Below are 26,141 nucleotides of genomic sequence, written 5' to 3' on the forward strand. Positions count from 1 at the left end.
TCTGTACGATTTCCAGCGTGAACTCAATACATTCTTCGCTTCGATGACAAATCTCAGCAGCCCCCCAAATCCCCCACGAGTGAGGGACTTTGAATTAGAACTCTTGTCTTAAAGTCCCCCAGAATGGGTGGTTGGGGGGCAAAAGTTCTGAACAACGAAGCGAAAAAACTCCATCAAATTAATCAGTTCTGGAATCAGTTCTGGACTCCTCGCAGACAGTCTTCCTCAAGACTTTTAATTTACGTCTCCAGCGATCGGAGCCTGCACCAAATCTCCAAAATTGACGTTGCGCTGGCGATCGAGTTCTCGAATTCGCTGATCTTCAGCGTGGATTTTTTGCTGATAGTATTGACCAAGCTCTGAAGTGGCTACGCAGTCTGTGTTTTTCCACAGGTCGAGAAAGTGACGGCGGCGTTTTTCACACATGACTCGTTCCATTGCGGCGGCGGCCGATCGGATCACTAAGGGCGCTCTGAGAATGTCACTTTTGGTTTTTTCGTCAAGCTCAAAAAGCGAGTAAACCTGAGCCATTTCGCGGGGAAAGTCAGTGCAGCGATCGCGCAATCGAGACAATAAATCGGCGGTCGGATCGGCTTCAGCGAAGTTTTCTAGCTCTACAATTTGCCGCCACAAAAAGCGATGGTGAGACAAACTGAATTCGAGATCTTGAGCATCTAAAGCGGTTTGGATCGCCGATCGGTGGTCTGGTGAATGTAAATAAAGGCGCAGCAGTTGAGTTTCTGACTCGGCTAAGAGAGAGCGATCGCCGGGAGTTTGCCATTTTTGAGATCGACCGTGCCAGCGCTGTCCTTTGACTTGCATCCGCAAATTTTCTTCGAGTTGACGCAACAGCCGGGTATTGCCCTGACTCAGCAATTCAGCACAGTGATGAATGTAGTGAGTCCTGATGCTAGGATTTGGCAGATTTCCTAGTAACGCCACAATTTCAACTATCGATTGCTGAAATTGATCTGCTTGCTTTAGATCTCGACCCTCTAGGATTTGTTGAATTTGCCAGTTAATCCACAAAGGAGCTTGGTTCAGACAGGCTTTACACTCCTCTGGAGAAAGAGCAGCAAATCTCTCCTGACTCATCTGCAAGAAAGGTGACTGTCCAAAATGTACTGAGGAATCTACAAGAGCCTCGTACTCAGCAGGAGAGTGGTTCTGAAGAAATTCATCAGAGTCTTTGCCGAGCGGCAGATTTAGAACTCGTAACTGGATTACTCCACTGTATGCTAAGTCTTCGACCTCTTTAATCACTCTTGCAGCAGCCTTGACACCCGCCGAGTCAGCATCAAAGTTAAGCAAGATCTGTTTTGATTCGGTGTAGCGCAGTAGTAAGTTCACTTGAGCAACACTGAGAGCCGTTCCCAGAGAAGCAACTGAGTTTGTGATTCCAGCAGCATGAAGGGCGATCACATCAAAATATCCCTCAACGACAACAGCCTGATCTTTTTTGGCGATCGTCGCGCGGGCTTTATCCAACCCATACAGCGTTTTGCCTTTGTCAAACAGTTCTGTCTCCGGTGAGTTGAGATATTTGGGCTGTTCGTCGGTCAAAGTCCGGCCGCCAAATCCGATCACCCGCCCCTGCAAATCGTGAATCGGAATCATCAAACGGTTGCGAAAGCGATCGTAGTAGCCATCTCCCGTTTTGCGCGGCACAATCAAACCCGCCTGCTCAACCAGCGCCACCGGATAGTGTTTTTGCTCAACCAGATAGCCATACAGCGTTTCCCAGCCTGCCGGAGCAAAGCCGAGTTGAAACTGCTGAATCGTTTCTACACTGAGTTGACGATCGACCTTGAGATAAGCGATCGCCTCCTTGCCGTGGATTTGATGCAGCGCATGTTCATAAAACCGAGTCGTCAGCGCCAAAATCTCATAAAGCTGCTCTCTGACTGACAACTGACGCTGAAGTTCTTGTCGTTGTTCGGGTTCGAGCGTCTGGACGGGCACCTGATAGCGTTTTGCCAGATCAAACACCACTTCACTAAACGGCCGCTTGCCCAACTCCATGAGAAACTTAATCGCGTTGCCCCCCGCTCCACAGCTAAAGCAATAGTAAAACTGCTTACTCGGACTGACGCTAAAACTGGGCGACTTGTCATCATGAAACGGGCACAAACCGACAAAATCCTTACCCTGCTTTTTGAGGACAACTTGTTCGGAAACAATATCCACAATGTCGGCGCGTTGTTTGACTTGCTCGATCGTATCGGGGTGGAGGCGAGGAACGTTCATGGAGGGAGGAGGGAGGAGGACGGAGGACGGAGGACGGAGGACAGAGGAGGAATGAATTTAGTACATGTGTACTTTATATCGAATCGTGCTGATAGTCTGCCATAAAGGTAAGGGGTTTTTAGAGTTTCAATCACTTAATTTCACAAGATGGTCAACAATCATACGCGACTCCACGATCAGCTTCGGTTCATTGTTGAAATCGACAAGCTTAAACATGTTTTGCGGCAGACCAGTTTAATTGACAAGTCGAGACGAGAAAATGATGCCGAACATTCCTGGCACCTGGCGATGATGGCGATCGTGCTCTCTGAATATGCCGCTCAAACAGTCGATCTGGTGCGCGTTCTCAAAATGGTGCTGATTCACGATCTGGTGGAAATCGATGCGGGCGACACGTTTTGTTATGACGAACAAGGCACAGAAACGCAGGCAGATCGAGAACGTCAGGCCGCTGACAGAATCTTTGGTCTTCTCCCATTCGACCAAACCACAGAACTACGATCGCTCTGGGAAGAATTTGAAGCCAAACAAACCTCAGATGCCCAGTTTGCGGCAGCCCTTGATCGCATTCAGCCCGTGTTACACAACTACTACACTCAAGGCGGCACCTGGAAAAAAGCAGGCGTGACCATCGAGAAAGTGAGAAAAAGGATTGCGCCGATCGCCAAGGGTGCCCCGATTCTCGCCCAGTTTGTTGACGAATTGATTCAAGATGCGGTCGAAAAAGGATATCTAGCATCAGAAACTCCCGCCCAAAGTTCACCGATCACTTAAAAGCAATCTGAATTAAATGTTCAAACCCAGGATTAAACGTTAAAAAGGTGAGAAGCCTGAGACTTTTAGTTTTAAACTTCTAAACTTGGGCAGCGAATGAGATCGAGGGGAACCGCGCAGATGGGACGAATTTTTATTTCAGCCGGACATGGCGAACGGATCAACGGCGTTAACGAACCTGGAGCGATCGTCGCCGGAACCACCGAAGCCAGGGAAATGATCTTGACTCGTGATCTGGTCGTCGCTGCCTTGCGATCGCGCGGTGCCGAAGTGCTGGCTGTACCAGATGACCTCAGTTCTAGTGGCACGCTCACCTGGATCAATTCTCGCGATCGACCTGGAGACGTGGCCCTCGAAATTCGCGCCAATGCCTTCTCAAATCCCGCAGTACGCGGAGCGACGGTCTTCTATATCGCCAACAATGCCCAGCGCAAAAGTCACGCCGATCTGGTGTTGATGGCTCTGCTGCGGCGCGTTCCTCAACTTCCCAGTCGAGGCAGTCAACCCGATACCGCCAGTGGTCTGGGAAGTCTGGCCTTTTGTCGGCAACTGGTGCCTCCGTCTCTGTTGATGGAAGTCGGATTTTTGACCAATCCTGACGATCGCTTCATTCTCCAAAATCAACGTCAAAACCTCGCCGCCGGAATTGCAGACGGTCTGATCGCCTGGAGCCGCACCGTATCCGGACTGCCGCCAACGCCAACCCCGACCCCGACTCCCACTCCTGCAGTTTCTCCCCCAATCACCATCAACATCAATGGGCAAAGCTACGGAGAACAGGGCGTTTTGATCAACGGCAACGCTTTTATTCCGATCGACCTCGTAGACCGACTCGGCGTAGACCTCTCCAAAGCGCCTCAAGTGCGGCGGGTTAACGTTCGTAATATTGTGTTTGTCAAAGCGATCGAACTGCGCGAGTTCAATATTTCGGTCAACTGGGATACTCAGACACGAACGGTGTTTTTGCGATCGATTCTCAAAATTTGTGGAGGGTCACTCGATCGCATTATGGGGCCCGGCAGCACGACGGATGTGCAACTCACCATGTTTCTCAAAAGCAACCATGAAGCGGCCGTGACTCAGTTTCCTGACATTGCCAAACTCTACCGCGAAGAAGGCACCATTGAAGGAGTCAACTACGACATTGCTTTCTCGCAGATGTGTCTGGAAACCAACTTTTTGCGGTTTGGCGGCGAGATCAAACCAGCTCAAAACAACTTTGCGGGACTCGGAGATGTCGGCGGTACGGCCGCAGGGGCTTCGTTTCCTAGTGCCCGGATTGGGGTGAGAGCGCACATCCAACTGCTCAAGGCCTACGCCAGCACAGAGCCGCTCACTCAGGAAAGCGTCAATCCTCGATTTGGCTTTGTGACTCGTGGCGTGGCTCCTTTGGTCGAGTCTCTCAGTGGACGCTGGGCCGCCGATTTGCAGTATGGTGCCAAAATTACGGCGATCTTGAGACGACTGTACGAGTTTGCTCAAATTTTGTAAGCAGAAATCTTATCAGAAGCGCAATCATTCCTCCTTGGGCGGGGGTTCTGTACGGGGCAACTCCTCAGAGCCAAAGGTTTCGGGCCAGGGTCGAGTCATCGTACTCACATCGTCTTCAGTGACACTGGGCGGAAGTTCGATCGTTCCTCCAAAGGTCGAGGCGTTGGAGAGTTTCTTTAAGTCTTGAATGGCTTCGAGAGCAGATTGATAGCGATCGCGAAAGTCGTAGCGCACCATTTTTGACAGAATATTAGCCAATCCGCTACTGACTTGAGCCTTGTCCTGCCAGGTAATTTCTTTAGTGTCAGGGTCTTCTTTAAGCTGGCTGGGGGGCAGGCCCGTCAGCGCTTGAATGCCCATCATGCCGACTGCATAGACATCACTATTGGGTTGGGGTTTGCCTGCGCCCTGTTCGGGGGCCATGTAGCCTTGAGTGCCGATGCCGACGGTGAGATTGGTTTGGGTCTCTTCGCTGGCCAGCTTGTTGTATTGATCTTTGACCGCGCCAAAATCGATTAAGACTAGCTTGCCGTCCGATCGCTTAATAATATTGCTGGGCTTGACATCTCGATGAATGACGTTCTCTTCGTGGACAAAGTGCAAGATCTGCAAAATTTCTTTGAGCACATGGACGACTCTGGCTTCGGGTAACTGTCTCCCTAAGAAAAACTCTTCACTCAAGGGGCTTCCAGCAATGAATTCTTGGACTAGATAAAACTCTTGATCTTCTTCAAAATAAGCCAGCAGGCGAGGAATCTGATCGTGTTTTTTGCCCAGCCGTTCTAAAATTTCTGCCTCCCGCGCAAACATTCGACTGGCTAGCCTGAGATGGCTGGGGTGATTGCTCACAGGGTGCAGATGCTTGACGACGCATTCGGGGTCTTGAGGGCGCTGCAAATCTTTGGCAATATAGGTTTCACCAAATCCCCCTGATGCCAAAACTTTGTCGATTTTGTAGCGATTTTTTAGCGTCTTGTTGGCGATTTCTAGTTCCCGTTCTCGCAGCAAATCTTTGAGATCATCCTGCTCTTCGATAATTTCTTGAATCATCGGTGACCGAGAACGCCGCATCAAAGCTTGGCGAGTCCGTTGACTGTTGAGCCGATCGGTTGCCACACCCATTCCCAAATAAGACATCCCTACCAGCACGATCGCCCCCATCGGAATCGCCGTCGGCAAGATCACCAGACTGTTTGTAAACGCCACATAAGACAGACTGCCCCAGCTAAATGCGATCGCTCCCGCAGCCAACAGTCGAGCGATCGGATGGCGTGTCCGAGTTTGTACAAACGCAGCGCCCAAAACTATCACCAAAACCATCCCACCTGCGGCCACAGGATCAGGAAACGCTTGCCGAATAGATCGATTTTCGAGTAGGGTGGCGATCGCGTTGGCGTGAATTTCGACCCCCGACATATCAGAAAAGGGCGTATTGTGAATGTCGTTTAGCTGCGTTGTAGTCGGGCCAATCAGCACAATTTTGTCTTTGAAAATTTGCCCTTTTTTTAGATACTCACTCTCCCAGTTTTCGGGAGACAAGACATTCCAGAAAGAGATTGTTTCAAAGGTTTTAGCCCCTCCATAAAAGAAGATATTTTCGCCTTGAGGTGGCTCGTAGCTAATCTTGGCCGCCTGTAACGTTGCATCCGCAAAAGACGACAGTTTGGCATCTCGAACAATCTCCGCTTCCTCAGTCGGGAGCGTTGCCAAAAACTGATTGCCCAGGCGATGCATTCGACCATTGAGTTCAACTAAGAAATTAGTGGTGCCGATCGCGGCTCGCTCCGTCCGAAATGGGCAGTAGGGTAGCGAAACGTTGGCTTGTTCTCCCTGACGCACATTTTCATTGTTAAATTTGGCAGCGAGAGAGATCCGTCCGTCATAGCGTTTGAGAACGGTTTGTAGCTGGCGATCATCCTCTGAAATGTCTCGCTGCTCACCGGGTACACAGCCTAACTGCGTCTGATCGGTCGATCCATAGCTGCTGGGCAAATCCCAGATCACATCGACACCGACCGCTTTGGCCCCCGCTTTCATCACTTTATCGATCGTCTGAGCATAAACCGCCCGTCTGAGTGGCCAGTTAGACAACTGTAAAAGGGATTCTTCGTCGATCGCCAGAATGATCACTTCACTCGGAGGCGCAACCGTCCCGCGCACTCGTACTAACAAGCTTTGGGCTTCTCGTTCGAGAGACTGCACCGAGGGTAGATTGGCCGCTGTAACGGTGGCCGCCACAATTGCCCAAACGCCTGTCAGCAGATGTCCAACGTGCTTAATAGAGAGGAACGATCGCGCCTGTTCGGGTCGGGTTGGCTGACTAGGAGAGGGGCGAGTAGTCCGGGCGGCGGGAGAATTTTCATTAACCGGGGAACTCTGGGTGTCAGGTAAGGCCTCGGTCGGCGGCGATGAATCGTGGGGACGAAAGGACGGATTGGGGGGCGGGGTGGACGGATCTCTGGCCATAGTCTGTCTCAGAAGGCGTTTAGGTCTGTTCGATCGGTCTGCACCCATTACGGAGAAGGCTTTCTACAGCCACCATTCCCCTTCCATAAGATAGTACTCTTTATGCCAAAAAGCGATATTTTACTCTACTCAAACCCAGCGATCCCTACCCAGGGGATGATAACCAGTTCTTATCGATTGTGGAGCGAGAGTGAGCCTGTTCCTTAAGGCAGCTTTGCGATCGATCTTGCAGCACATCTCATTCGATTGTTGTAAACTTTTGTAATAATTAGAGGTGTCATAAATCTGTCTTATTGATGAGGAATCTCATCGATCGCTCAGAGTTCACTTTATACAGATTCCTCAAATTGACGAGATCAAATGTCGTTCTAGATATTAGGAGAGTTACCAAAAAGTTGTTGTTTTAAGTGGATAAAAATCCTACTTAGAGTAGTTTTCTACTACATAACCTCTATCTTCAGAGAGATATCTGATAATCACTTCTAAGAATTAAGTGTTGCATGAAAGTTGTCTCGACTTATGGAACAACTTTAGGTCAAGGTTTATCAACAGTTGTCAAAGGATTAATCTCAGCGACGTGATTTTCAGCGATTGACTGGTTTTACATTGCTAGAATTAATTATTCCAATTTTTCTACAATTTTTAGGTCTAAACTTTCTATGCATTATTCAATGAATCGTCTCTCTATATTTGTAGACGGCAACAATATGTTCTACGCTCAACAAAAAAATGGCTGGTTCTTTGATCCCAAGCGAGTCCTAGAGCATTTTATTAGCGAACCAGATGTTGAGTTAGTCAACGCTTTTTGGTACACCGGGCTAAAAGATCCCCAAGATCAACGCGGATTTCGGGACGCATTAATCAGTTTGGGCTACACCGTTCGTACCAAAATTCTCAAAGAATATTATGACGATACATCGGGTCGCTACTCCCAAAAAGCGAATTTAGATATTGAAATTGTTGTCGATATGTTTAACACCGTTGACCAGTACGATCGCGTAATTTTGTTTAGTGGAGATGGCGATTTTGAGCGAGCGATCGAGTTTCTTCGATGCAAAAGTACGCACATTACAGTCGTTTCTACAGAGGGAATGATTGCCAGAGAATTACGCAATGCTACTGACCGCTACATCGATTTAAATGACATTCGGGGGCACATTGAGAAAGCCGATTACTGAAAGCAACCTTCCCCTGATGCTGAGGTGTCAGGCGTTGTGAATAAGCGCCCGATCGTTCGAGTCCAACCTAAGTAGATTTGGTTTGCGACTATTGCTAAACATCTTGGAAAACAGCAAGATATGGGGCGTAAGAAAAAGCTCGATTACGCTTTTGTCCAGTGATTTCTTTTAGAAGACCAATCTCGCTAAGATCCTTGATCAAAGTGTTGGCATTGGGATAGGACAGCCCCGTGATTAACTCAGCATGTTCAACAGTAAAAATGGGCTTGAAATAAAGGCTCTCAAGTAGCGCGATCGCATTACCGGATCGTCGCCCCATTACGCTGAGTACCAATTGGCGATGTTCTTCTTTCAGGTTGACTATTTTGCGGGCGGTTGCAGCGGCTTCCTGGGCTACTTCGTAAACCCCACGCAAAAAAAATTTTAGCCAGCCTTCCCAGTTGCCGCTATCCCTGACAGCCTGAAGGCGATCGTAGTATTCGGCCCGATATTTCTTGAAATAGTGAGAAATGTAGAGGAGCGGTCGTTGTAATGTGTTTTGTTCACACAATAGAAACGTGATAAGTAATCGCCCTGTTCTTCCATTACCGTCCAAAAAAGGGTGAATTGTTTCAAATTGAGCATGAGCCAGACCCACTTTAATTAAGGTAGGCATCGGTTGTGGGCTATGCAAAAACTTCTCCAGATTATCCAGAGATTGAAGCATTTCATACGGTGGAGGAGGAATATAAGTCGCCTTCTCTAATGCACATCCTCCTGCACCAATCCAATTTTGGGTGCGACGAAACTCTCCTGGTTCGCGTTCGTCCCCTCTGACCCCTTGCATCAACTCTTTGTGAATTTCTCGAATCAGTCGCAACGATACAGGCAAACTCTTGAGTCGTTCAAGACCATAGTTGATTGCAGCAATATAGTTGACAACCTCAGCCACTTCTTGAGGATTATCTGGTTCTAAAGCTTGAGATTCAAACTCCAGGACATCTATCAAAGAGGCTTGGGTGCCTTCAATTTGACTCGATAGAACGGCTTCTTTACGAACGTACATAAACACAAACAGATCTGGATTAGGAAGTGCATCGGTTGCTCCGTCTAACCGCCCCAACGCACGATCTGCCTGGGACAAGAGGTTCCACATTTCCTGATCCATAGTGACTTCAGGAATGGGCGGTAGTGGGTTAGGGATGAAAGCCTTGTATCCTCTCATCTGTTCCACATATTGACCCGCTCTAATCCCTCTGACCATTGTTATCGGTTCCGCTAATACTGAATTGTTTGCAACACTATATTATCAAGATCGACCTCTTTTCGTTAATAAGCCCCGTTAACGAGTTGATCTGTGAGAAGCCATAAAAGAATTTTTACGCTGCGTCCAAGGTCTTGAAAGGCACCCTGATATTGCGTCAAAGCCAATCGTTCGGGGATATCGGGTTCAGTCTGAACGTTTACTCAGAGAGAATCATTGAGATAATCGCATCTGTCTCCTCTTCAACAATTCCAAAGCTGACGGTTTAATGTCAAAAGGTGGGTACTAGAATAGGTGGAATGGCGCAACTGCCACAAAATTCTTACTACCAAACTTATTCGATCTATGAACGTTCCATCTCCAGACCGGATCATCATTTTCGATACCACTTTGCGCGACGGTGAACAGTGCCCTGGCGCAACGCTCAATGTGGATGAAAAGCTGGCGATCGCTCGGCAACTGGCGCGACTTGGAGTGGACGTGATCGAAGCGGGGTTTGCCTATGCCAGCCCTGGAGATTTTGAAGCCGTCGAACGGATCGCCCAAACCGTCGGGACTGAGGACGGGCCGATCATTTGCAGTTTGGCACGCGCAATTCCCGCTGACATCAAAGCGGCTGCCGAAGCGCTCAAACCCGCCGCCCATCCGCGAATTCACACCTTTATTTCCACCTCAGACATTCATCTGGAATATCAGTTGAAAAAGTCTCGATCGCAAGTGCTAGAAATCGCCGAAGAAATGGTCGCTTATGCCAAATCTTTTGTCGATGATGTTGAGTTTTCACCGATGGATGCAGCGCGATCTGATCCTCAGTTTCTCTATCAAGTGTTGGAGCGGGCGATCGCCGTTGGGGCCAAAACAATCAACATTCCCGATACGGTTGGCTACATGACTCCGAGTGAGTTTGGCGACATGATTCGCGGCATTCGTGAAAACGTTCCCAATGTCGATCAGGCGATCATTTCCGTTCACGGTCACAACGATTTGGGGTTAGCAGTGGCCTGTTTCTTAGAAGCGGTCAAAAACGGCGCGAGACAGTTGGAATGCACGATCAACGGTATTGGCGAACGAGCCGGAAACGCTGCTCTCGAAGAATTGGTGATGGCGCTGCATGTTCGTCGTCAATACTTCAATCCGTTTTTGGGCCGTCCGGTTGAGTCCGAAGCGCCTCTGACCAACATCAACACCCAGGAGATCTACAAAACGTCGCGGCTGGTGTCCAATCTGACTGGAATGCTGGTGCAGCCCAACAAAGCGATCGTCGGTGCCAACGCCTTCGCGCACGAGTCGGGCATTCATCAGGATGGAATGCTCAAAAACAAGCAAACCTACGAGATTATGGATGCTCAGTCGATCGGCTTGACGAGCAATCAGATTATCTTGGGCAAGCACTCTGGGCGCAACGCTTTCCGCACTCGGCTTAAGGAATTGGGCTTTGATTTGTCTGACAACGAGTTAAATAAAGCCTTTTTGCGCTTTAAAGAACTGGCCGACAAGAAAAAAGAAGTCACCGATTGGGATCTGGAATCGATCGCCAACGACGAAGTTCAACAAGTTCCCGAACTGTTCAAATTGGAAATGGTGCAGGTGTCTTGTGGCGATCGCGCCTTTCCGACGGCAACGGTGAGTCTGCGAACGCCTGAAGGCGAAGAACTGATCGATGCTGCTACGGGAACCGGGCCCGTGGATGCCGTTTATAAAGCGATCAATCGGGTGATCAATGTGCCCAATCAGTTGATTGAATTTTCGGTGCAGTCTGTCACAGCAGGCATTGATGCGATCGGAGAGGTGACAATTCGGATTAAGTATGGCGATCGCATTTTCTCAGGTCACGCTGGAAACACAGACATTATCGTTGCCTCTGCTCAGGCTTACGTGAACGCGCTAAACCGCCTTTATGCCGCTCTACAACAGGTCGAAAGTGAACCAGAAGCGGTCTCTGCTCAGGGACGAGTCTAACTTAGGAGATTTCCAAGAAAAACTGGCGTTGCTGAATCCGAATAGGAATCTATCTGTCGAAGCTGAATCCTCTTGCCCCCAAAATTTGGGGATTTAGAGAGCGTTTCAGGATAGGTGAATTCTTTAGCGGAAACCTCCTTGATCTCAGCGACCCGACCCCCAAGAGGTCACGCTTGCAATTGCAGCGCGATGGTCGGGTTCGCTGCGGTGCAGGGTTAGGTGTTGACTTTGGGCTTGCCCGCTGCAAGTGCCTGCACATCATGAGTGGTGAGGGGATTGCCGCCCACTCCCCAGTCGCCGCTCTTCACCTCTTCGATTACTACCCACGTCACGGGGCGCAGGTTCTCACCTTCGATCGACACCATCGTGTCAGTCAATTTGCGGATCATGTCCTGTTTTTGCGCTGACGTAAAAACGCCTTCGAGCAGTTTCACATTCACTAAAGGCATAGCTTTTCTCCAATCTGTAAGTTTAAACTGTTGTAAAGAGCAGTATATAAAAACGACCGTTCGTTCTTTTACTTGTCTCGATTATGACGACCGTTCGTGCTATTGTCAATGTACGAATGTTACTTTATGTTATGAGCGTTAATTCGTTATCCACTATCAGTTCAGAAGGCAGTTCAGAAGGCAATCAACCTACTCGATCGAAGGGGCAGTCCAGTCGCGCCACTATTCTGCTCACGGCGGCCAGGCTGACAACCACGAAGGGACTGACTGGCTTATCACTTGGAGACCTGGCTACCGAAATTGGGATGAGCAAAAGTGGACTCTACGCGCACTTCAAATCCAAGGAAGAATTGGAGTTGGCGACGATCGAAACGGCAGCCAGGATTTTTGAGCGTGACGTGCTTCAGCCTGCAAAGAAGGCGCAAGCCGGAACTGAGCGGCTCAAGACATTAGCGAGTTCGTTTCTTTCCCATCTCGAACGCAGGGTTTTTCCGGGTGGATGTTTTTTTGCCTCAGTTGCTGCGGAACTTGGCACCCGTCCTGGTGTGGCGCGCGATCGCGTCGTTGAGGTATTGGGCAATTGGCTAGCCTTATTGAGGCAGTGCATTCTTGAGGCGCAGGACTTGGGAGAGATAGATCCCAACACGGACGTTGATCAGGCGGTTTTTGAAATCGAGTCCATGCTTTTGGCTGGGAATTTTCTTTTTGTTATGATGAACGACCCGATTCATCTGACCCAGGCACACAGAGGAGTGGAAAATGTATTAGCTCGACTCAGGGTGAGTGCGGAGCCGAAGAAAAAGCGATCGGTGCGTAAGATGCCATGATTTTGCCCGGATGCAACTGAGGTTATAGGTCATTCGTCATGGGGAAAAATCTGGTAGCCCTTCCTTGCGAAACATCACAGGCTTGATGATATCAATGATATTTTGTGGGGTGGATATTCAACTGTCTGCCCTTTATTTTTTTAAAGCTTATGCAAGACGATGTTTTACGCAAAGAGCAGGACTTTCATGACCAGTGGGCCAGCACGATCGAGGTAGATGGCATTCGAGTCGCTGATTACTTTGAGGCTTGTACGGCTCCCGAAAATCGCTTTATTCTCCGACAGCTTGGCGATGTGCGCGGCAAATATTTACTCGATTTGGGCTGTGGCGCGGGTGAAAACAGCGTCTACTTTGCAAAACTGGGCGCAAACTGTGTGGCAACTGACTATTCTCCTGGGATGGTGGAGGTTGCCTTAAAGCTGGCTGAAGCTAATCACGTCAAGGTCGAGGGACGAACGATTAATGCAATGGCGATCGACTTTCCTGACAACACGTTTGATATTATTTACGCCTCCAATCTGCTGCACCACATTCCCGATCCGCGTCTGACTCTCAAAGAAATGCACCGCGTTCTCAAGCCAGGGGGCAAAGCCTGTTTTTGGGACCCGCTCAAGCACAATCCCGTAATCAACGTCTATCGACGCATCGCCACCAAAGTCAGAACCGAGGACGAAACGCCCCTGGATATCGATCTGGTCAACTACATTCGATCGCTCTACTCTCAAACCAACTATGACACTTTTTGGATCGCGACGCTGTGGATTTTCTTGCAGTTCTATCTGATCGAGAAAGTCAATCCCAATGAGGAGCGCTACTGGAAAAAAATCATCGTCGAACAAAAGCGCCTGGAGAAAACCTATCTGAGATTAGAAAAGCTCGATCGATCGCTCAAAAAGCTGCCCCTGGTCAAACGGTTTGCCTGGAATCTGGCCGTCGTCGCCACCAAATAAGCCACGGATCAGGGAAGTCACACACAAAATATCGGTAAAATCAATCCACCCCTGATTTGCTGCCGCTATGCGTCGAACTTCTCAATTTTGGCGATCGCTCTCCCTTTATGCGGTGTTGGGGGCGATCGCGCTGGTGATGCTCATTCCCCTGATCTGGCTGGTCAGTACGTCGCTCAAGTCTCCGAGTGAGAATATCTTTCAGTTTCCGCCTCAGTTGATTCCCAGTCAGCCAACGTTTGAGAATTTTGTGACGGTTTGGCAGAGTAATCCGTTTGGGCAATATTTGTTTAACAGTACGTTCGTCTCTGTGTTGACGGTGGTGTTAAATTTGCTGTTCTGTTCGCTGGCTGCTTATCCGTTGGCGAGATTAACGTTTCGAGGTCGAGAAGTTATCTTTAGTTTGATTGTTTCTACGATTTTGATTCCATTCCAAATTGTGATGATTCCCCTATATGTATTGGCAGTACAGTTAGGGTTGAGAAATACGTATCTGGGCGTGATCTTTCCAGCGATCGCTTCAGCATTTGGCATCTTTCTGCTTAGACAGGCCTTTCAGGGGGTGCCCAAAGAACTTGAAGAAGCGGCTCGAATGGATGGCTGCACCGAGTTGGGGATATGGTGGCATGTGATGATTCCTTCAATTCGTCCGGCTTTGGTAACGCTGGCAATCTTTGTCTTTATCGGTTCCTGGAGCGACTTTTTGTGGCCGTTGATCGTGCTGGATCGTCCCGAACTTTACACCCTGCCGTTGGGCGTTGCTAACCTGGCAGGAACCTTCACCCTCGATTGGCGACTAATTGCAGCCGGGTCGGTGATCTCGATCGCCCCCATTCTTCTATTCTTTCTCGTCGCCCAACACTACATCGTCCCCACCGAATCAGGCAGCGGCGTAAAAGGCTAATCACGTTCTCATCGAGACTCTATGAACTCACCCATTCAACTCTTGCTGGCGATCGGTCTGATCGTGGCGGCGATCGCCCTTTCTATGTGGCAAAAACTCGGACTCGAAGGCAACTTGATTGTGGCAACAGGTCGCACGATCGCTCAACTCGTCGTGGTCGGCTACTTGATCGCGGTCGTGTTTGCGCTCAATAGTCCCTGGGCTGTTTTGGTGTTTTTGCTGGCGATGGGTGTAGTGGTCACGATCGTCACTCGCAATCGGATCAGCCCAAAGATTCCGCAGTTGGTGCCGTTAATCGGGGGGTCGCTGTTGGTGAGTGTGGCTCTGACAGTGGGATACGCCAACTTTTTGATTGTGCAGCCCGAAGTCTGGTATGCGCCCCAGGTGATTATTCCGCTAACTGGGATTATTTTGGGCAATGCGATGAATGGAGCGGCGATCGCGGGAGAACGACTCGTCAATACCTTAAATTCCAGCAAGCTAGAAATTGAGACTCACTTAAGTTTGGGAGCGACTCCTCAGCAAGCAGTTTCTCACTATCGTCGAGAGGCGATTCGATCGGGCGTGTTGCCGACTCTGAATTCGATGGCGAGCGTCGGCCTCGCAACGGTTCCTGATCTCATTTCTGGACAGCTATTGGGAGGCTCAGACCCGATTCAAGCGACGGCTTATCAGGTTTTGATTCTATTCATGTTGGCGTTCTCAACCCTATTAACTACGGTTTTGATTACTCAAGGGCTATGTCGGCAATTTTTTAATCAGGCGGCGCAGTTGGTTTTGTGGTGATGCCATTCTCAGACAGCGTAAAACAAAGGCCTGATTGAACGTCAATCCGATAAATTTTCCCCCTCGTTTACAGACTCGTATTGTCTCTAAATTCTCTGTAGATAGAGGACTTCACACCAAAAGTCTTATCTGGAAGTTTCCCAGAATTGGCAGCTTGGCGGGCAGAAGCGCAAAACACCAAAGCGACTAACTTTGTCAAACTCACGGATCGCAACTCAGACAATCCCTTTCTCAAGAGGAATGGATTAGACTCTCTTTGTATACGACAATAAATTCACTTACTGTTCTAATTCGCCCTTGAATCCTCATCTCAGGCGTTCGATTCCCTCAATCTTTAAAGGCATCGCTCTGTTTACGCCCGGTGGAGATTTGGTGTACTGCATTGACCCCGGCAAACAAGGACGATGGCACCTGAACCTGTGTGCAGCACTTCAAGAAATTTTGGAACTATCAGAACCGCCTCACTTTCTGGTTCCTTGTTACACCGCGACCCTCGATCGCTGGTTTGACTCCAAATCTCAGCAGGTGAGAACCTTTGCCGAAGCCTATCCCGCTGTCTTTCGCTATCGAGCGCTGTTGAACGCTGTCTTTGAAGCCGAGCAGGTCAATTGGCAAACCGCTCCCCTCCCCGAAGGACTGTGTGAGCCAGCTTTACTCGCTACTTATCGCCATCAGTTTCCTCAACTTTGGGAAAGTCACGATCTGGTTGTCCGGCTCGAAGGGCACCCCTCGACTCAGGTTGACCAAAGTCCTCACTCGTCTGGGTTGTTTCCACCGCCTTATACTCAGGGCTATGTTTTACGCTTGTTTGTGTCGGGCTACAGTCCCGCGACGCAGCGAATTCTCCAAAGCCTGCACCAATTGCTTGAAGAATCCCTCGGCTCTCCTTATACACTGAAGGTAATCGACATCTTCAGACACCCCGAACAGGCCGAAGCGGATCAGGTTTCGGCTACACCCACTTTGGTGAAGGTCTATCCTCGGCCGGTGCGGCGGATTGTGGGCGATTTGGATGATGTCGATCGCGTTCTCCGCATGTTGGGAGCGCCGGGAGAGAGATGAGGGATGAAGGATGAGGGATGAGGGATGAAGGACTTGGTTGAAGGGATTTTGGAGCGGGCGTTGGCGGGGGCAGATCTCTCGGTTGAGGAAGGAGTGACGCTCTTGAGGCAGACAGAGACGGGGGCGATCGAACAAATTCGTCAAACGGCCGATCGACTTAGACAGCAGCAATCTGGCGAAACCGTGACCTATGTGGTCAATCGGAATATCAACTTCACGAATATCTGTGAGCAACATTGCAGTTTTTGTGCGTTTCGGCGAGACAGCGGCGATGAAGGGGCATATTGGCTCGATTGGGCACAGATTTTAGAAAAGGCAACGGATGGCGTGAGGCGAGGCGCGACAGAAATCTGTATGCAGGGCGGCTTAAATCCGCAGGCAACGCTAAACGAAACTATGCTGCCTTATTATCTGAAACTGATCGAGACGATCAAAAGCGAATTTCCGACGCTGCATCTCCACGCCTTCTCGCCTCAAGAAGTGCAGTTTATCGCGAGAGAAGATGGGCTGACTTATGCAGAAGTGATCGCAGCGCTCCGAGATGCAGGCGTTGGCTCGATGCCCGGAACGGCGGCCGAAGTTCTCGACGATCAGGTGAGAAAGGTACTTTGCCCCGAAAAGATCGATAGCGAAACCTGGCTCGAAGTCGTCAGCACCACCCATCAGCAAGGGTTGCCCACTACCAGCACGATGCTTTCGGGACACATTGAAACGCCAGAGCAGCAGATCCGACACTTTGAACAACTGCGATCGCTCCAACAGTCTGCCAAATCTCACGGCTACACGGGCATTACCGAATTCATTCTGCTGCCCTTTGTCGGTCAAGAAGCGCCCAAACCGCTCCGTCGTCGAGTCGGACGCGATCAGCCCGTTCTCTCAGATGCGCTGTTACTCACGGCCGTCGCCCGGATTTTTCTAGGTCACTGGATTCCCAACCATCAGCCAAGCTGGGTCAAACTGGGACTGCCAGGGGCGATCGAAGCGCTCAAATGGGGCTGCAATGACATCGGCGGCACTCTGATGGAGGAGCATATCACCACAATGGCAGGCGCAAAAGGCGGCACCTGTATGGAAGTCGAAGATTTGAAGCAAGCGATCGCCAGTCTCGATCGGCCTTCTCAACAACGGGACACGCTTTATCAGGCGATCGGCTGATAGTCCGATCAGCGCTTTGTTATGCCGCAAGTCTTCAGCGGAGGTGTGCATACAGGCGCTATTTGTCTGAGTTCAGCATTACAGAATGAGATTGGTTAGGCAGATTTGTTATAATTGCTGCTTAAGAATAGGAGTACTGATCTGTTTTTGGCACACCTGCCGCTTATATTTATTAGATGGCGTATAATTACTCAAGGTTAGATGAAGAGAACCTTAAATGGTTCCCAAAAGATAATTCGTGTGCAACTTTACGTACGATAAAGGTTTCGCGCGGTCAGATACGAGGGCTTAGAAAGGTCACTATCAATTTTTGCTATCCCATTACAGCCATAGCTGGACGCAATGGCTCCTGTAAAACTACAGTCCTTGCCCTATCAGCATGTGCCTTTCACAACAGACCTAATGGCTTTAAACTATCTGGGAGAAAACAACCTTACTACACTTTTTCGGATTTCTTTATCCAGACTAAAGAAGAAGTAGCATTAGGCAACATACGTGTTGAATGTGAAATTCTTTACGACAAATGGAAGGGTGATGAACCTGGAGCAGGTTGGCAACATCGCATCAAAAAGTTAGGGGGTCGCTGGAATAACTATGATTCCAGAGTTGTTCGTACAGTTGTATTTCTTGGCGTTGAACGAATTGTTCCACACTCTGAAAGAAGCGTTTCTAAAAGCTATCGAGGTAGATTTAAGCTAGGAACTGATCATGGCTGGGAGGATAATGTTCGTGAGATCGTAGGCAGAATTCTCGGTACTGACTATACCAGCTTTAGTTATAGACGACACTCAAAATATCGTTTGCCCATCGTAGCTAAAAGAGACCAAAAGCTCTATTCTGGCTTCAATATGGGGGCAGGAGAGCACTCCTTGTTTGAATTATTTGCAATTATTAATGAGTGCCCAAATGGCTCTCTCATTTTGATTGATGAAATAGAGCTAGGTCTTCACGAAAAAGCTCAAGAAAATTTAATCAAAGAACTAAAAGAAATTTGTAAAAAGCGTAAATTTCAAATTATTTGTACTACTCATTCTTCTCGTATTCTGGAATGTTTGCCTCCAGAAGGCAGAATTTTTCTCGAACGTACTGGGACTGAGACTGACATTATCCCTGGAATTTCTCCAGCTTATGCAACTGGTAAACTTTCGGGTCGATCAAACGTTGAGTTAGACATTTTAGTAGAAGATGAAGCAGCAAAATTAATATTAGAAACAGTTTTAGATAAAGAACTTCGGTTACGCACAAAAGTTTTGCCTATTGGGTCAGCCGCAGCAGTTATGAGGCATGTTGCGGCAAGATATAAAGAAGCCAGACATAAAAAAGATGGCACGGTGGAAGTCCTTGTATTCCTTGATGGTGACAAGTCGTCGAAGAAGACTGAGCAAATTAACCAGTTTATAAAAGCTGTTGAGAACCCGACAGAACAGCAAGAAGCCAAAGACTGGATAGACAAACGTTTACTATTTCTACCAGGTAGCAACTGGCCAGAGTCGTGGATTGTAGCACCTATCAACAGACAACCTTTTTATGAAAGATTTGGGCGAGACTTGCAAATGTCAGAAGCAGAAGTCGATGAGATGTTAGATTCAGCATCTAGGGCTGGTAAGCATAATGAGTTTTATGAGGCTGCAACAATATTGACTCTTGATAAAACGGTTGTAGCAAGTTATCTAATCAAGAGTGCATTTGAGTCTGCTCCAGAGGAATCACAGAAAATTATTGATGTTGTTCGAGGATTTCTTTGATATGCGATATGGGTTGCAGTTACGGCATAACAACCCGGTTGGAGTGGACTGTCGAGAGATCTCGGTGGTGATGCAAAAGTTAATCGCAGCCCCGCTCAACCGGAACGTTATGCAACCTGAGCGTTTGGCGACTCGACGGAAGAAGAAAGCGATGAGTCAGGAACCTGAAGCAACTCTCAATGATGAGATGAGACCGGAATATGACTTTGCAGGTGGTGTTCGCGGTAAGTATTATGAAGCGTACAAACAATCCATTAATGTTGTAGTGCTTGACCCAGACGTGGCGGAAGTCTTTCGAGATTCGGCTTCTGTGAATGAGGCGTTAAGGGTGCTTACGAAAATTGCAAAATCAACGGTGGTTTAGCGATCGCCATACACCAGCAAACTGAGATAACTCACAAATCCTATGAGTAATTCCCAATAGAGGAAACTGAGGCAGCGATCGGATTATCAGTAGCAGAGTTGAAAAGCCAACTTGATGAGTCACTTAAGCAATTATCACCAGAGCGATTACAGGTGCTTGCTGATTTTGCGGCTTACCTGGCAAACGCCGAAAGCGAAGCTGCAACTCAAGAACTATTGGCAATTCCTGGATTACTAGAGCGAGTTAAGCAAAACCAGGCAACCCCAGAAACCCTTTACACCTCCTGGAAAACCCTTCGCTCCGATGTATGAAGTTCTTCTGCATCCGAACGTCTAAGGAGTTGATGCGATCGCCCTCGCCCACAAAGAAAACGATCGCCTTTTTTCAATTACCTCAACTTGCTGTCTCAGGAGTCGCAATCATCGCCATTTCTACCTTGTCTTCAGCAGGGCTTTCCACCTTGACTTGCACACCAGGGCCAAAGAAAGTTGTCAATTTAGCTTGCTTTTCTTGCCAGGTCTCAAACGGAATCAGCGGCGAATCAAACTCCAAAACCAGCGCATACGCCCCATCCAGGCTCTCTTCCCGAATCCCCTTCAAAACAGGGCGCTCCTGATCAGTCGGACTCAAACCCAAATGACCCAGTGCCAGATCCAAATGCGCCTCCTGCCCATAGCGAAACCGAGTCACATCCTTAAAAATTTGCTTTTGGGTAGGCGTGGCCTGCTGAGTTTGTAGCGCCTTGACCTCTGGAGAAGTCGGCTTAGTGACCGGGACTGGCTCCAACTCAGAAGCCTTGAGCGCCAAACCTCCCAGCAACAAAGGAATGCCGTAGAAAAAACCCGCAAGATTGAGGGTAGCATAGTCCAAAAAGTAGGCGGTAAAGCCCACGATCGTGATCACACCACCCACAGACAAGCCCAAGACTGCTAGAGAAATTCGACGGAACATAGGGATAATCTTCTGAATTTAGAACGCTCTCAGATTTAATTATCCCTGTTTCGGGGGCAAGTATTGGCGATAGTTAAGTGATTGCTCCATTTCTCAGACTTCTCACTCCAAATATCGCAGGCACCGCCACTTTTTTCACCCACTCGCACAAAACGGAAGCAACGCTTCGAGACATCCGCAAGGAGGCACTCAACTTCCCCAATGGGGTATCAAAGGTGACTATGATAGACGAAGAAATTTCGGTATCATCATTGACTCATCTCTAGCCTGGAGCATCTCCCGTGTTGAATAACGAAGGTCATCGGGTTCCCGCCAAAAATTCGGTGTCTGACCAGATCAAGTCGCTTAGAAAAGAAGACGAAACGCTGTACAACATTCTGGCTGTGGACGTTTGGGCATTGGCGAAGACGATGGAAGAGTTTCACCCTGGCTTTTGGGCGGCCTTCATGAAAAATCGCGAAAAGGCCCTCAAACGCTTTATCGGTGAGGTCGTCAAAACCAAACCCTCTGATATTCGTCGTCCCCCCTTCTTGAGATGAAAATCTGAACGGGACATTTCCAAGAGAGACTTTACCCTCTACCCCAACGCTAGATTCCAAAATTAAAGTCCCCCAGAATTGGGGGATTTAGGGGGCGAAAGAATCATCAACACTCACAGAGTCATTCAATCAGCTCAAACTTCTTCACTTCTAAAACTGGGCCGATCATCGCGATCGTCATTACATCCTCCCGAATGTCTCCCTCAACCTTCACCTTTAGACCCGCCTTTTGAATGTCCTTGGGCGGCTTGTGTAGTTCGTAGGTTTGCCCTTCTTCAGCATCGATCGCCCAGGTGCCTGTACCAAATCCTTTGCGATCGATGGTGCCTTTGATGGTGATGCTCATGAAAATCTCTCCGCTGGTTTACTGGCAAGACGGGCTAATCCAAAACATAACAGAGCATTGACGACCAGAAACAGACGAGCGATCGGCCCATCTCCCAGCCACAGCAATTGAGGATCGATCGCCGCACTCACCGCAAGACAAGCAGAAACGCCCAACGTGGAGCCGATCGCAAACCATTTCCACTGGGCATGACCCAAGAGCAAAACCACCAGACCTAAAGGAATCAGCACACTCGCGGTAATCGGGTTCAATACACCACTACCCTGAACTGCGCTCCCCAATTCCGGTAGAGAGCTACCGAGAATCCGCATCGGAAATTGAGGCGCGTCGAACAGGTAAAAGCCTTTGAGAAAGAACAGCCCCGAACTTCCAGCCACCAGCCCACTCGCCATCGACCAACTCCAGGTAAACGGAAAGTAGTTTCTCAAAAAGAACGCCAGCAGATAAGACCCCAACATCATGAGAACTTTGGGCCCTAGCGCGATCACGCCGCCATCGATCCAAAACCGAGGGTTGAGATAACCATTGTCCCGCAGCCACCGGAAGAAATCATTGAAGGTAATTTTGCCTTTGAGGGCCAGCTTCACCGCCGCCGCCGCGTCTAACTTGCCTGCTCCAAAGTGGTTTAATTCGTCATCCTGTACCTTTCTGGCTGACTGAATTAGAACCTCTGCAACCTCATCTGCATCTTTGACTCCGGCTGCTTTGACCAGAGCCGCAACGCCAGCGACGTGAGGAGCCGCCATGCTCGTCCCTTGATAAGCCGCAAAGATAGATTCTCCGGTGGAAGGGTCGATCGTATTCTGCAAAATTCCACCCGCTTCATTCTCCCCAGCCGTAGAGCCACCCGGAGCAGAAATATTCACCCCTGCGCCAAAGTTAGAATAGGGAGCCTTTTGTCCTGATGCATCCAGCGCAGCTACGCCGATCACATGGGGATAGCGGGCTGGATAAGAGGCAGAATTTTGAGCAGCATTGCCAGCCGCCCCAATGATCACCACGCCTTTTTTGTGGGCATAGTCGATCGCTTCCTGCATCACCAAACTTTCTCCGCCACCGCCCAAACTCATGTTGACCACATCAGCCCCATGATCGGCCGCAAACCTGATCGCTTCGGCAATGTCTGCAACCGTCCCGCCGCCCCCTGCACTCAAAACTTTCAGTGGCATCAACGTCGCTTCGTAAGCAATTCCCGCAACGCCAAATCCATTGTTGGTCGATTGAGCGATCGTCCCCGCTACATGAGTGCCATGTCCATTGTCATCGCTGGCATCCGTTTGGTCGTTGACAAAATCGTATCCTTCCGCAAACCTGGTCTCCTTGAGATCGGGCACTTGAGAAATGCCAGTATCAATCACCGCAACCGTCGCCCCACTGCCCTTGGTTTCTTGCCAACTGGTTTCAACTCCCAGGCTGTGCAAATTCCACTGTTGGCTGTAGAGCGGATCGTTAGGTGCCTGAGTGGTCGGTTGAATCGGTTGAAAATTTTTGCCGACTTTCTCAAAGTTTTTCGGCTCAGGAATGCTGTAGACGTAATCTGGCTCAATATATTCAGTGTACTTGGCAACTTTAGAGCGCTTTAGAGCATTGAGCAGCTTCTGGTCGCCCTTGACCGTGTAGAGGTGATCAGCTTCTGAGAATTGACTATTCAGACTGGGCTGAACGTTGAACTGTTGAGTGATCGCCTGGATCTGATTTTCGATCTGCGCTGACCCCACTTCTTCTCGAAAGTCCAGAACGATCCGATCGTAGGTTCCTTGTGCAGCCAATCCTTGAAACGTGGCGATCGACCAACCCAATCCCACAAAAAACGACAAGCCCAAAATGAGTAGCTTTCTCATGACACCTATCTGTGGTCGTGTTTGATCAAAGATAGCTCAGAGGAGAGAGTTTTGAGTTAAGAGGTTAGATAAATCGAGGGATGCAGAGGGGACGATCGCACAGTTCTTCACAATCTCGATAGGATGAAGGACGACCTCCCACTCAAGATTTTTATGGAACGTGGACTTCTCTGGTTGCCCTTGCTTGCTTTATTTATCGGATTGGCTTGGGCAGGGCGCACCGAGTATCAGAAAGTAGAGGCCTATCGGATCTGGGCCGACAAATTTCAGCGGGCTAAATATGATCTCTATGCAGTGTTGGGGCAAAATGGCAGCGACTTGACTTGGGGAAAGCCGACTCGACAAGAACCCGCTGATCTGAAAACGTTTTCTCTCAAAGATGTTCAGGAAATTTACTTGCGGGTAGATGGACAGTTAATCGATGTGAACATCCCGCCCCAAAAAGGAAAAGCGATCGCTCTAGAATTCGTTCTAGCTGAAGGCAACTCTATTCAAGTGCCCTTTACTCAAATCAGTCTGGCGGCAAAGTGGGGACAAGTCCTGTCTAAAGATTTGCAAGCGCTGCAATCGTGAGCTTTCGATCGAAATGATTCTTTATCTAGTCTAAGTTCAATATTCGCAGCTTTGCCTACAACCCTGTCCATACTAAGCGAGTAATTCTCATATCGCGATCGTTGGAGGCTCACTGCTGTGAATACAATTCCCCTAAAAACTCTCTTCGTTGTCCGTGATCCTCCGTATCCCCCTGTGAGCGGTTTGTCACTTCGCATCTGGCAAAACATCAATATTATGGTCAATCTAGGAGCTGTGGCCGTGTTTACTGCTTGCCGATGGGAACCGAAGCAAAACTCTTTGCCAAAAGTAGATGTCTGGGAACACTACAATGTTGAGCGCCCTCGATCACCCCTTGAACAACTTCAGCGCAAAGTCTGGTGGCTTCGTCCCAAAGGTCATCCCAACGCCGATTGGGTTTATGCTGATGCGGCTGGACAACAATTCGACGAACTGCTGACTCGCTTTCAGCCAAATCTCGTGATTTTTGAGGAGATCTGGATGTATCGATACCTTCCGATTGTTGAGCGACACAACTGTCGGACAATTCTGGTCGAACACAACGTTGAAGCGCCCCTCTTCACCGAAAAATTTCAGGAAAAAGCAGACCTGCGAACTCAACTTAAGGTAAAGCGGCAATTGCCTCAGATCAAAGCGATCGAGCAAGACTTTTGCCGTCGAGTCAATCAGGTATGGGCTTGTAGTCAGCGAGACGCAGATCTGCTGCAATCTTTGTATCGGGAGATCGCTGAGACCAAAATTGTACCCAATGGTGTCGATGTTGAATTTTATGCAGCGGCGCGATCGGGCGAGTTAGAGATTCCAAAAACGCTAAACGATGTACCGCAAAGCATCTTGTTTTTAGGGCAGTTGTCCTACCCGCCTAATGTGGCTGCGGTTGATTGGCTACTAGATTCAATTTATCCAGAAGTTCAGAAGATTTATCCAGATTGCTGCCTACTGCTAGTTGGCCATCGACCTACCGAACGAATGCAGGAAGCGGCAAAGCAAAATCCAAATATCATTGTCACGGGCAAAGTTCCTGATGTGCGTCCTTATCTCGGTGCAGCCAGCCTGATGGTGGTGCCGTTGCGGCAGGGCGGGGGTACTCGTTTAAAGATTTTGGAGGCGTTTGCGGCAGGATGTCCCGTCGTCAGTACTCGCAAAGGGGCAGAAGGCTTAGACGCGATCGCCAATCAACACCTGCTGATCGCTGACGATCCAGAAAGTATGGTAGCGGCGATTGATCAACTTTGGTCAAATCCTGAACTGGGTCAACAGTTAGCACAGTCCGCCTACGAATTAGTGCGAGATCAGTATTCTTGGGAAGCGATCGGGCAACGAGTTGAAATGGCCATTAAGCAGCTTCAATTGGGGTAGCATGATGGACTTCTAGAACAGAAGTAACAGAAGTCTTTGAGGAGAAGGCAAGAGACTAACCTTGTCGGACTCTCACCTTCCTTGTTCTAATCGTCGCCGCCAACCATGAGTTTTTGCAGAGACTCCAACCCCTTTTTGACGCGCCGAGAAACCGTTACAGCACTGATTCCCAATCGTTCAGCCGTTTCTTTTTGCGTCAAATCGTAAAGGAAAACAAACTCTAAAATCTGCTGAGTTCGCTTTTCTAGCTGCACAAGCGCCTGTTGTAGACGAATTTGATCTTCTTGAGCAAGTTGAAAGCTTCGATACTGATGGTCTGGCACCATGTCACCTAGCGAAGCGGTGCCGTTTTCTTCATCTCCAACCGGAGCGTCTAAACTAAGCAGCGATCGATTCTGGCAAGCTAATTTAATTTCCTGCCACTCTGGTAGAGAGATCTCTAAAGCATTAGCCACCTCAGCATCCGTTGGGTTGCGGCGCAGTTTTCCATGTAGGTCACGTGCGACCCAGACTGCTTGGCGTTGAAGCGCCTGCCAGCGACGAGGAATGCGAACCGAAGGACTTTTGTCACGTAGATAATGTTGAATTTCACCCCGAATGTAGGGAATGGCGAAAGAACTAAAGGCGTGACCCTTCGACATATCAAAACGCTCGATCGCTCTAATCAACCCAATACAGCCAACTTGCAGCAAGTCTTCATAACTCTCGGTGCATTGGTGAATCCAATGATGAGCTTCTTTTCTAACCAATCCAAAATTAAGCTCGACCAGTTGGTTACGAGTCTGAGAAGACGGCGACTTCTGAAACTCCCGTAATAGCTGTAAGCTTTCACTCCTCAATTCACTTGTGACTAGGTTCGACATGACGAAGATTCAGTTGGTAGAGCAGATTACTAAACGTGCTGACTCAGTTCTGAGATTTATTCAAAAACTGCT

At 48.9% G+C, this 26,141-nt stretch carries 24 protein-coding genes; 16 read left to right on the forward strand and 8 right to left on the reverse strand.

What is annotated here, in order from left to right:
- Positions 1-234: 234 nt before the first annotated feature.
- Positions 235-2,247 (reverse strand): DNA primase, encoded by a 2,013-nt coding sequence (gene dnaG / locus ACKFKF_RS14515; RefSeq protein ID WP_446868337.1) that lies wholly within the window; start codon positions 2,245-2,247, stop codon positions 235-237.
- 147 nt (positions 2,248-2,394) lie between these two features.
- Here dnaG and ACKFKF_RS14520 point away from each other — a divergent pair, with 147 nt between their 5' ends.
- The gene (locus tag ACKFKF_RS14520) at positions 2,395-3,021 is read left to right on the forward strand and encodes an HD domain-containing protein (protein ID WP_446868338.1); all 627 of its coding nucleotides are present in this window, start codon (positions 2,395-2,397) and stop codon (positions 3,019-3,021) included.
- Between the two features lie 120 nt (positions 3,022-3,141).
- Entirely contained in the window at positions 3,142-4,512 is a 1,371-nt protein-coding gene (tftA, locus tag ACKFKF_RS14525; protein ID WP_446868339.1) for a hormogonium tapered terminus morphoprotein TftA, read from the forward strand.
- A gap of 24 nt (positions 4,513-4,536) precedes the next feature.
- Here the strand turns inward: tftA and ACKFKF_RS14530 are convergent, their stop codons facing one another.
- Positions 4,537-6,978, reverse strand: a complete 2,442-nt coding sequence (locus ACKFKF_RS14530) for a CHASE2 domain-containing protein (RefSeq protein WP_446862595.1) — start codon at positions 6,976-6,978, stop codon at positions 4,537-4,539.
- A 671-nt stretch (positions 6,979-7,649) separates the two neighbouring features.
- Between ACKFKF_RS14530 and ACKFKF_RS14535 the strand changes: the two genes are divergently transcribed.
- On the forward strand, positions 7,650-8,156 hold the full coding sequence (locus tag ACKFKF_RS14535; protein ID WP_446862596.1) for a LabA-like NYN domain-containing protein: 507 nt from the start codon (positions 7,650-7,652) through the stop codon (positions 8,154-8,156).
- 94 nt (positions 8,157-8,250) lie between these two features.
- Here the strand turns inward: ACKFKF_RS14535 and ACKFKF_RS14540 are convergent, their stop codons facing one another.
- Positions 8,251-9,399 carry a Fic family protein gene (locus ACKFKF_RS14540; RefSeq protein WP_446868340.1) on the reverse strand — a complete coding sequence of 383 codons (1,149 nt, stop codon included), beginning with the start codon at positions 9,397-9,399 and terminating at the stop codon, positions 8,251-8,253.
- Between the two features lie 345 nt (positions 9,400-9,744).
- Between ACKFKF_RS14540 and ACKFKF_RS14545 the strand changes: the two genes are divergently transcribed.
- Positions 9,745-11,358 carry a 2-isopropylmalate synthase gene (locus ACKFKF_RS14545; RefSeq protein WP_446868341.1) on the forward strand — a complete coding sequence of 538 codons (1,614 nt, stop codon included), beginning with the start codon at positions 9,745-9,747 and terminating at the stop codon, positions 11,356-11,358.
- A 215-nt stretch (positions 11,359-11,573) separates the two neighbouring features.
- Here the strand turns inward: ACKFKF_RS14545 and ACKFKF_RS14550 are convergent, their stop codons facing one another.
- A complete protein-coding gene (locus tag ACKFKF_RS14550; RefSeq protein ID WP_446868342.1) occupies positions 11,574-11,807 on the reverse strand; it encodes a tautomerase family protein in 234 nt (77 codons plus the stop codon).
- 131 nt (positions 11,808-11,938) lie between these two features.
- On the opposite strand from ACKFKF_RS14550, the gene ACKFKF_RS14555 reads away from it, so the two are divergent.
- The 9 genes from ACKFKF_RS14555 (at position 11,939) to ACKFKF_RS14595 (ending at position 19,908) form a co-directional block, all read left to right on the forward strand.
- Positions 11,939-12,634 carry a TetR/AcrR family transcriptional regulator gene (locus ACKFKF_RS14555; protein ID WP_446868343.1) on the forward strand — a complete coding sequence of 232 codons (696 nt, stop codon included), beginning with the start codon at positions 11,939-11,941 and terminating at the stop codon, positions 12,632-12,634.
- Between the two features lie 149 nt (positions 12,635-12,783).
- Positions 12,784-13,584 (forward strand): class I SAM-dependent methyltransferase, encoded by an 801-nt coding sequence (locus tag ACKFKF_RS14560; RefSeq protein WP_446868344.1) that lies wholly within the window; start codon positions 12,784-12,786, stop codon positions 13,582-13,584.
- 67 nt (positions 13,585-13,651) lie between these two features.
- Positions 13,652-14,485, forward strand: coding sequence for a carbohydrate ABC transporter permease (locus ACKFKF_RS14565; protein ID WP_446868345.1), 834 nt, complete (start codon positions 13,652-13,654; stop codon positions 14,483-14,485).
- A 21-nt stretch (positions 14,486-14,506) separates the two neighbouring features.
- Positions 14,507-15,271, forward strand: a complete 765-nt coding sequence (locus tag ACKFKF_RS14570; RefSeq protein ID WP_446868346.1) for an ABC transporter permease — start codon at positions 14,507-14,509, stop codon at positions 15,269-15,271.
- A gap of 297 nt (positions 15,272-15,568) precedes the next feature.
- A complete protein-coding gene (locus ACKFKF_RS14575; protein ID WP_446868347.1) occupies positions 15,569-16,333 on the forward strand; it encodes a circadian clock KaiB family protein in 765 nt (254 codons plus the stop codon).
- Positions 16,334-16,357: 24 nt separating this feature from the next.
- The gene (cofH, locus tag ACKFKF_RS14580) at positions 16,358-17,488 is read left to right on the forward strand and encodes a 7,8-didemethyl-8-hydroxy-5-deazariboflavin synthase subunit CofH (protein ID WP_446868348.1); all 1,131 of its coding nucleotides are present in this window, start codon (positions 16,358-16,360) and stop codon (positions 17,486-17,488) included.
- Positions 17,489-17,664: 176 nt separating this feature from the next.
- The gene (locus ACKFKF_RS14585; RefSeq protein WP_446868349.1) at positions 17,665-19,233 is read left to right on the forward strand and encodes an ATP-dependent nuclease; all 1,569 of its coding nucleotides are present in this window, start codon (positions 17,665-17,667) and stop codon (positions 19,231-19,233) included.
- On the forward strand, positions 19,211-19,597 hold the full coding sequence (locus tag ACKFKF_RS14590; RefSeq protein ID WP_446868350.1) for a hypothetical protein: 387 nt from the start codon (positions 19,211-19,213) through the stop codon (positions 19,595-19,597). The genes ACKFKF_RS14585 and ACKFKF_RS14590 overlap by 23 nt, the downstream gene beginning before the upstream one ends.
- A gap of 98 nt (positions 19,598-19,695) precedes the next feature.
- The gene (locus ACKFKF_RS14595; RefSeq protein WP_446868351.1) at positions 19,696-19,908 is read left to right on the forward strand and encodes a hypothetical protein; all 213 of its coding nucleotides are present in this window, start codon (positions 19,696-19,698) and stop codon (positions 19,906-19,908) included.
- Between the two features lie 82 nt (positions 19,909-19,990).
- Here the strand turns inward: ACKFKF_RS14595 and ACKFKF_RS14600 are convergent, their stop codons facing one another.
- Positions 19,991-20,548 (reverse strand): DUF2854 domain-containing protein, encoded by a 558-nt coding sequence (locus tag ACKFKF_RS14600; protein WP_446868352.1) that lies wholly within the window; start codon positions 20,546-20,548, stop codon positions 19,991-19,993.
- A gap of 281 nt (positions 20,549-20,829) precedes the next feature.
- Between ACKFKF_RS14600 and ACKFKF_RS14605 the strand changes: the two genes are divergently transcribed.
- Complete coding sequence (locus tag ACKFKF_RS14605) at positions 20,830-21,087, forward strand: hypothetical protein (protein ID WP_446868353.1); 258 nt, start codon at positions 20,830-20,832, stop codon at positions 21,085-21,087.
- 121 nt (positions 21,088-21,208) lie between these two features.
- Here the strand turns inward: ACKFKF_RS14605 and ACKFKF_RS14610 are convergent, their stop codons facing one another.
- Both ACKFKF_RS14610 and ACKFKF_RS14615 read right to left on the reverse strand, forming a co-directional pair.
- Positions 21,209-21,433 carry a hypothetical protein gene (locus tag ACKFKF_RS14610; protein WP_446868354.1) on the reverse strand — a complete coding sequence of 75 codons (225 nt, stop codon included), beginning with the start codon at positions 21,431-21,433 and terminating at the stop codon, positions 21,209-21,211.
- Entirely contained in the window at positions 21,430-23,274 is a 1,845-nt protein-coding gene (locus ACKFKF_RS14615) for a S8 family peptidase (protein WP_446868355.1), read from the reverse strand. Before ACKFKF_RS14615 ends, ACKFKF_RS14610 begins: the two co-directional genes overlap by 4 nt.
- A gap of 153 nt (positions 23,275-23,427) precedes the next feature.
- Here ACKFKF_RS14615 and ACKFKF_RS14620 point away from each other — a divergent pair, with 153 nt between their 5' ends.
- Positions 23,428-23,847: a hypothetical protein gene (locus ACKFKF_RS14620; protein WP_446868356.1), complete on the forward strand. Its 420-nt coding sequence runs from the start codon at positions 23,428-23,430 to the stop codon at positions 23,845-23,847.
- A gap of 117 nt (positions 23,848-23,964) precedes the next feature.
- Positions 23,965-25,206, forward strand: coding sequence for a glycosyltransferase family 4 protein (locus ACKFKF_RS14625; RefSeq protein ID WP_446868357.1), 1,242 nt, complete (start codon positions 23,965-23,967; stop codon positions 25,204-25,206).
- A gap of 86 nt (positions 25,207-25,292) precedes the next feature.
- On the opposite strand, the gene ACKFKF_RS14630 is transcribed toward ACKFKF_RS14625, so the two are convergent.
- Positions 25,293-26,069, reverse strand: a complete 777-nt coding sequence (locus ACKFKF_RS14630) for an RNA polymerase sigma factor SigF (protein ID WP_446859469.1) — start codon at positions 26,067-26,069, stop codon at positions 25,293-25,295.
- Positions 26,070-26,141: the final 72 nt, after the last annotated feature.

This window comes from Phormidesmis sp. 146-12, assembly GCF_052939495.1.

Coding starts and splice junctions, on each gene's coding strand:
- ACKFKF_RS14585 (WP_446868349.1), top strand. CDS start 17,665: ATGGCGTATAATTACTCAAGGTTAGATGAAGAGAACCTTAAATGGTTC.
- ACKFKF_RS14530 (WP_446862595.1), bottom strand. CDS start 6,978: ATGGCCAGAGATCCGTCCACCCCGCCCCCCAATCCGTCCTTTCGTCCC.
- ACKFKF_RS14590 (WP_446868350.1), top strand. CDS start 19,211: ATGTTGTTCGAGGATTTCTTTGATATGCGATATGGGTTGCAGTTACGG.
- dnaG (WP_446868337.1), bottom strand. CDS start 2,247: ATGAACGTTCCTCGCCTCCACCCCGATACGATCGAGCAAGTCAAACAA.
- ACKFKF_RS14610 (WP_446868354.1), bottom strand. CDS start 21,433: ATGAGCATCACCATCAAAGGCACCATCGATCGCAAAGGATTTGGTACA.
- ACKFKF_RS14630 (WP_446859469.1), bottom strand. CDS start 26,069: ATGTCGAACCTAGTCACAAGTGAATTGAGGAGTGAAAGCTTACAGCTA.
- ACKFKF_RS14545 (WP_446868341.1), top strand. CDS start 9,745: ATGAACGTTCCATCTCCAGACCGGATCATCATTTTCGATACCACTTTG.
- ACKFKF_RS14565 (WP_446868345.1), top strand. CDS start 13,652: ATGCGTCGAACTTCTCAATTTTGGCGATCGCTCTCCCTTTATGCGGTG.
- ACKFKF_RS14535 (WP_446862596.1), top strand. CDS start 7,650: ATGAATCGTCTCTCTATATTTGTAGACGGCAACAATATGTTCTACGCT.
- ACKFKF_RS14570 (WP_446868346.1), top strand. CDS start 14,507: ATGAACTCACCCATTCAACTCTTGCTGGCGATCGGTCTGATCGTGGCG.
- ACKFKF_RS14615 (WP_446868355.1), bottom strand. CDS start 23,274: ATGAGAAAGCTACTCATTTTGGGCTTGTCGTTTTTTGTGGGATTGGGT.
- ACKFKF_RS14555 (WP_446868343.1), top strand. CDS start 11,939: ATGAGCGTTAATTCGTTATCCACTATCAGTTCAGAAGGCAGTTCAGAA.
- ACKFKF_RS14620 (WP_446868356.1), top strand. CDS start 23,428: ATGGAACGTGGACTTCTCTGGTTGCCCTTGCTTGCTTTATTTATCGGA.
- ACKFKF_RS14600 (WP_446868352.1), bottom strand. CDS start 20,548: ATGTTCCGTCGAATTTCTCTAGCAGTCTTGGGCTTGTCTGTGGGTGGT.
- tftA (WP_446868339.1), top strand. CDS start 3,142: ATGGGACGAATTTTTATTTCAGCCGGACATGGCGAACGGATCAACGGC.
- ACKFKF_RS14540 (WP_446868340.1), bottom strand. CDS start 9,399: ATGGTCAGAGGGATTAGAGCGGGTCAATATGTGGAACAGATGAGAGGA.
- ACKFKF_RS14520 (WP_446868338.1), top strand. CDS start 2,395: ATGGTCAACAATCATACGCGACTCCACGATCAGCTTCGGTTCATTGTT.
- ACKFKF_RS14550 (WP_446868342.1), bottom strand. CDS start 11,807: ATGCCTTTAGTGAATGTGAAACTGCTCGAAGGCGTTTTTACGTCAGCG.
- ACKFKF_RS14560 (WP_446868344.1), top strand. CDS start 12,784: ATGCAAGACGATGTTTTACGCAAAGAGCAGGACTTTCATGACCAGTGG.
- cofH (WP_446868348.1), top strand. CDS start 16,358: ATGAAGGACTTGGTTGAAGGGATTTTGGAGCGGGCGTTGGCGGGGGCA.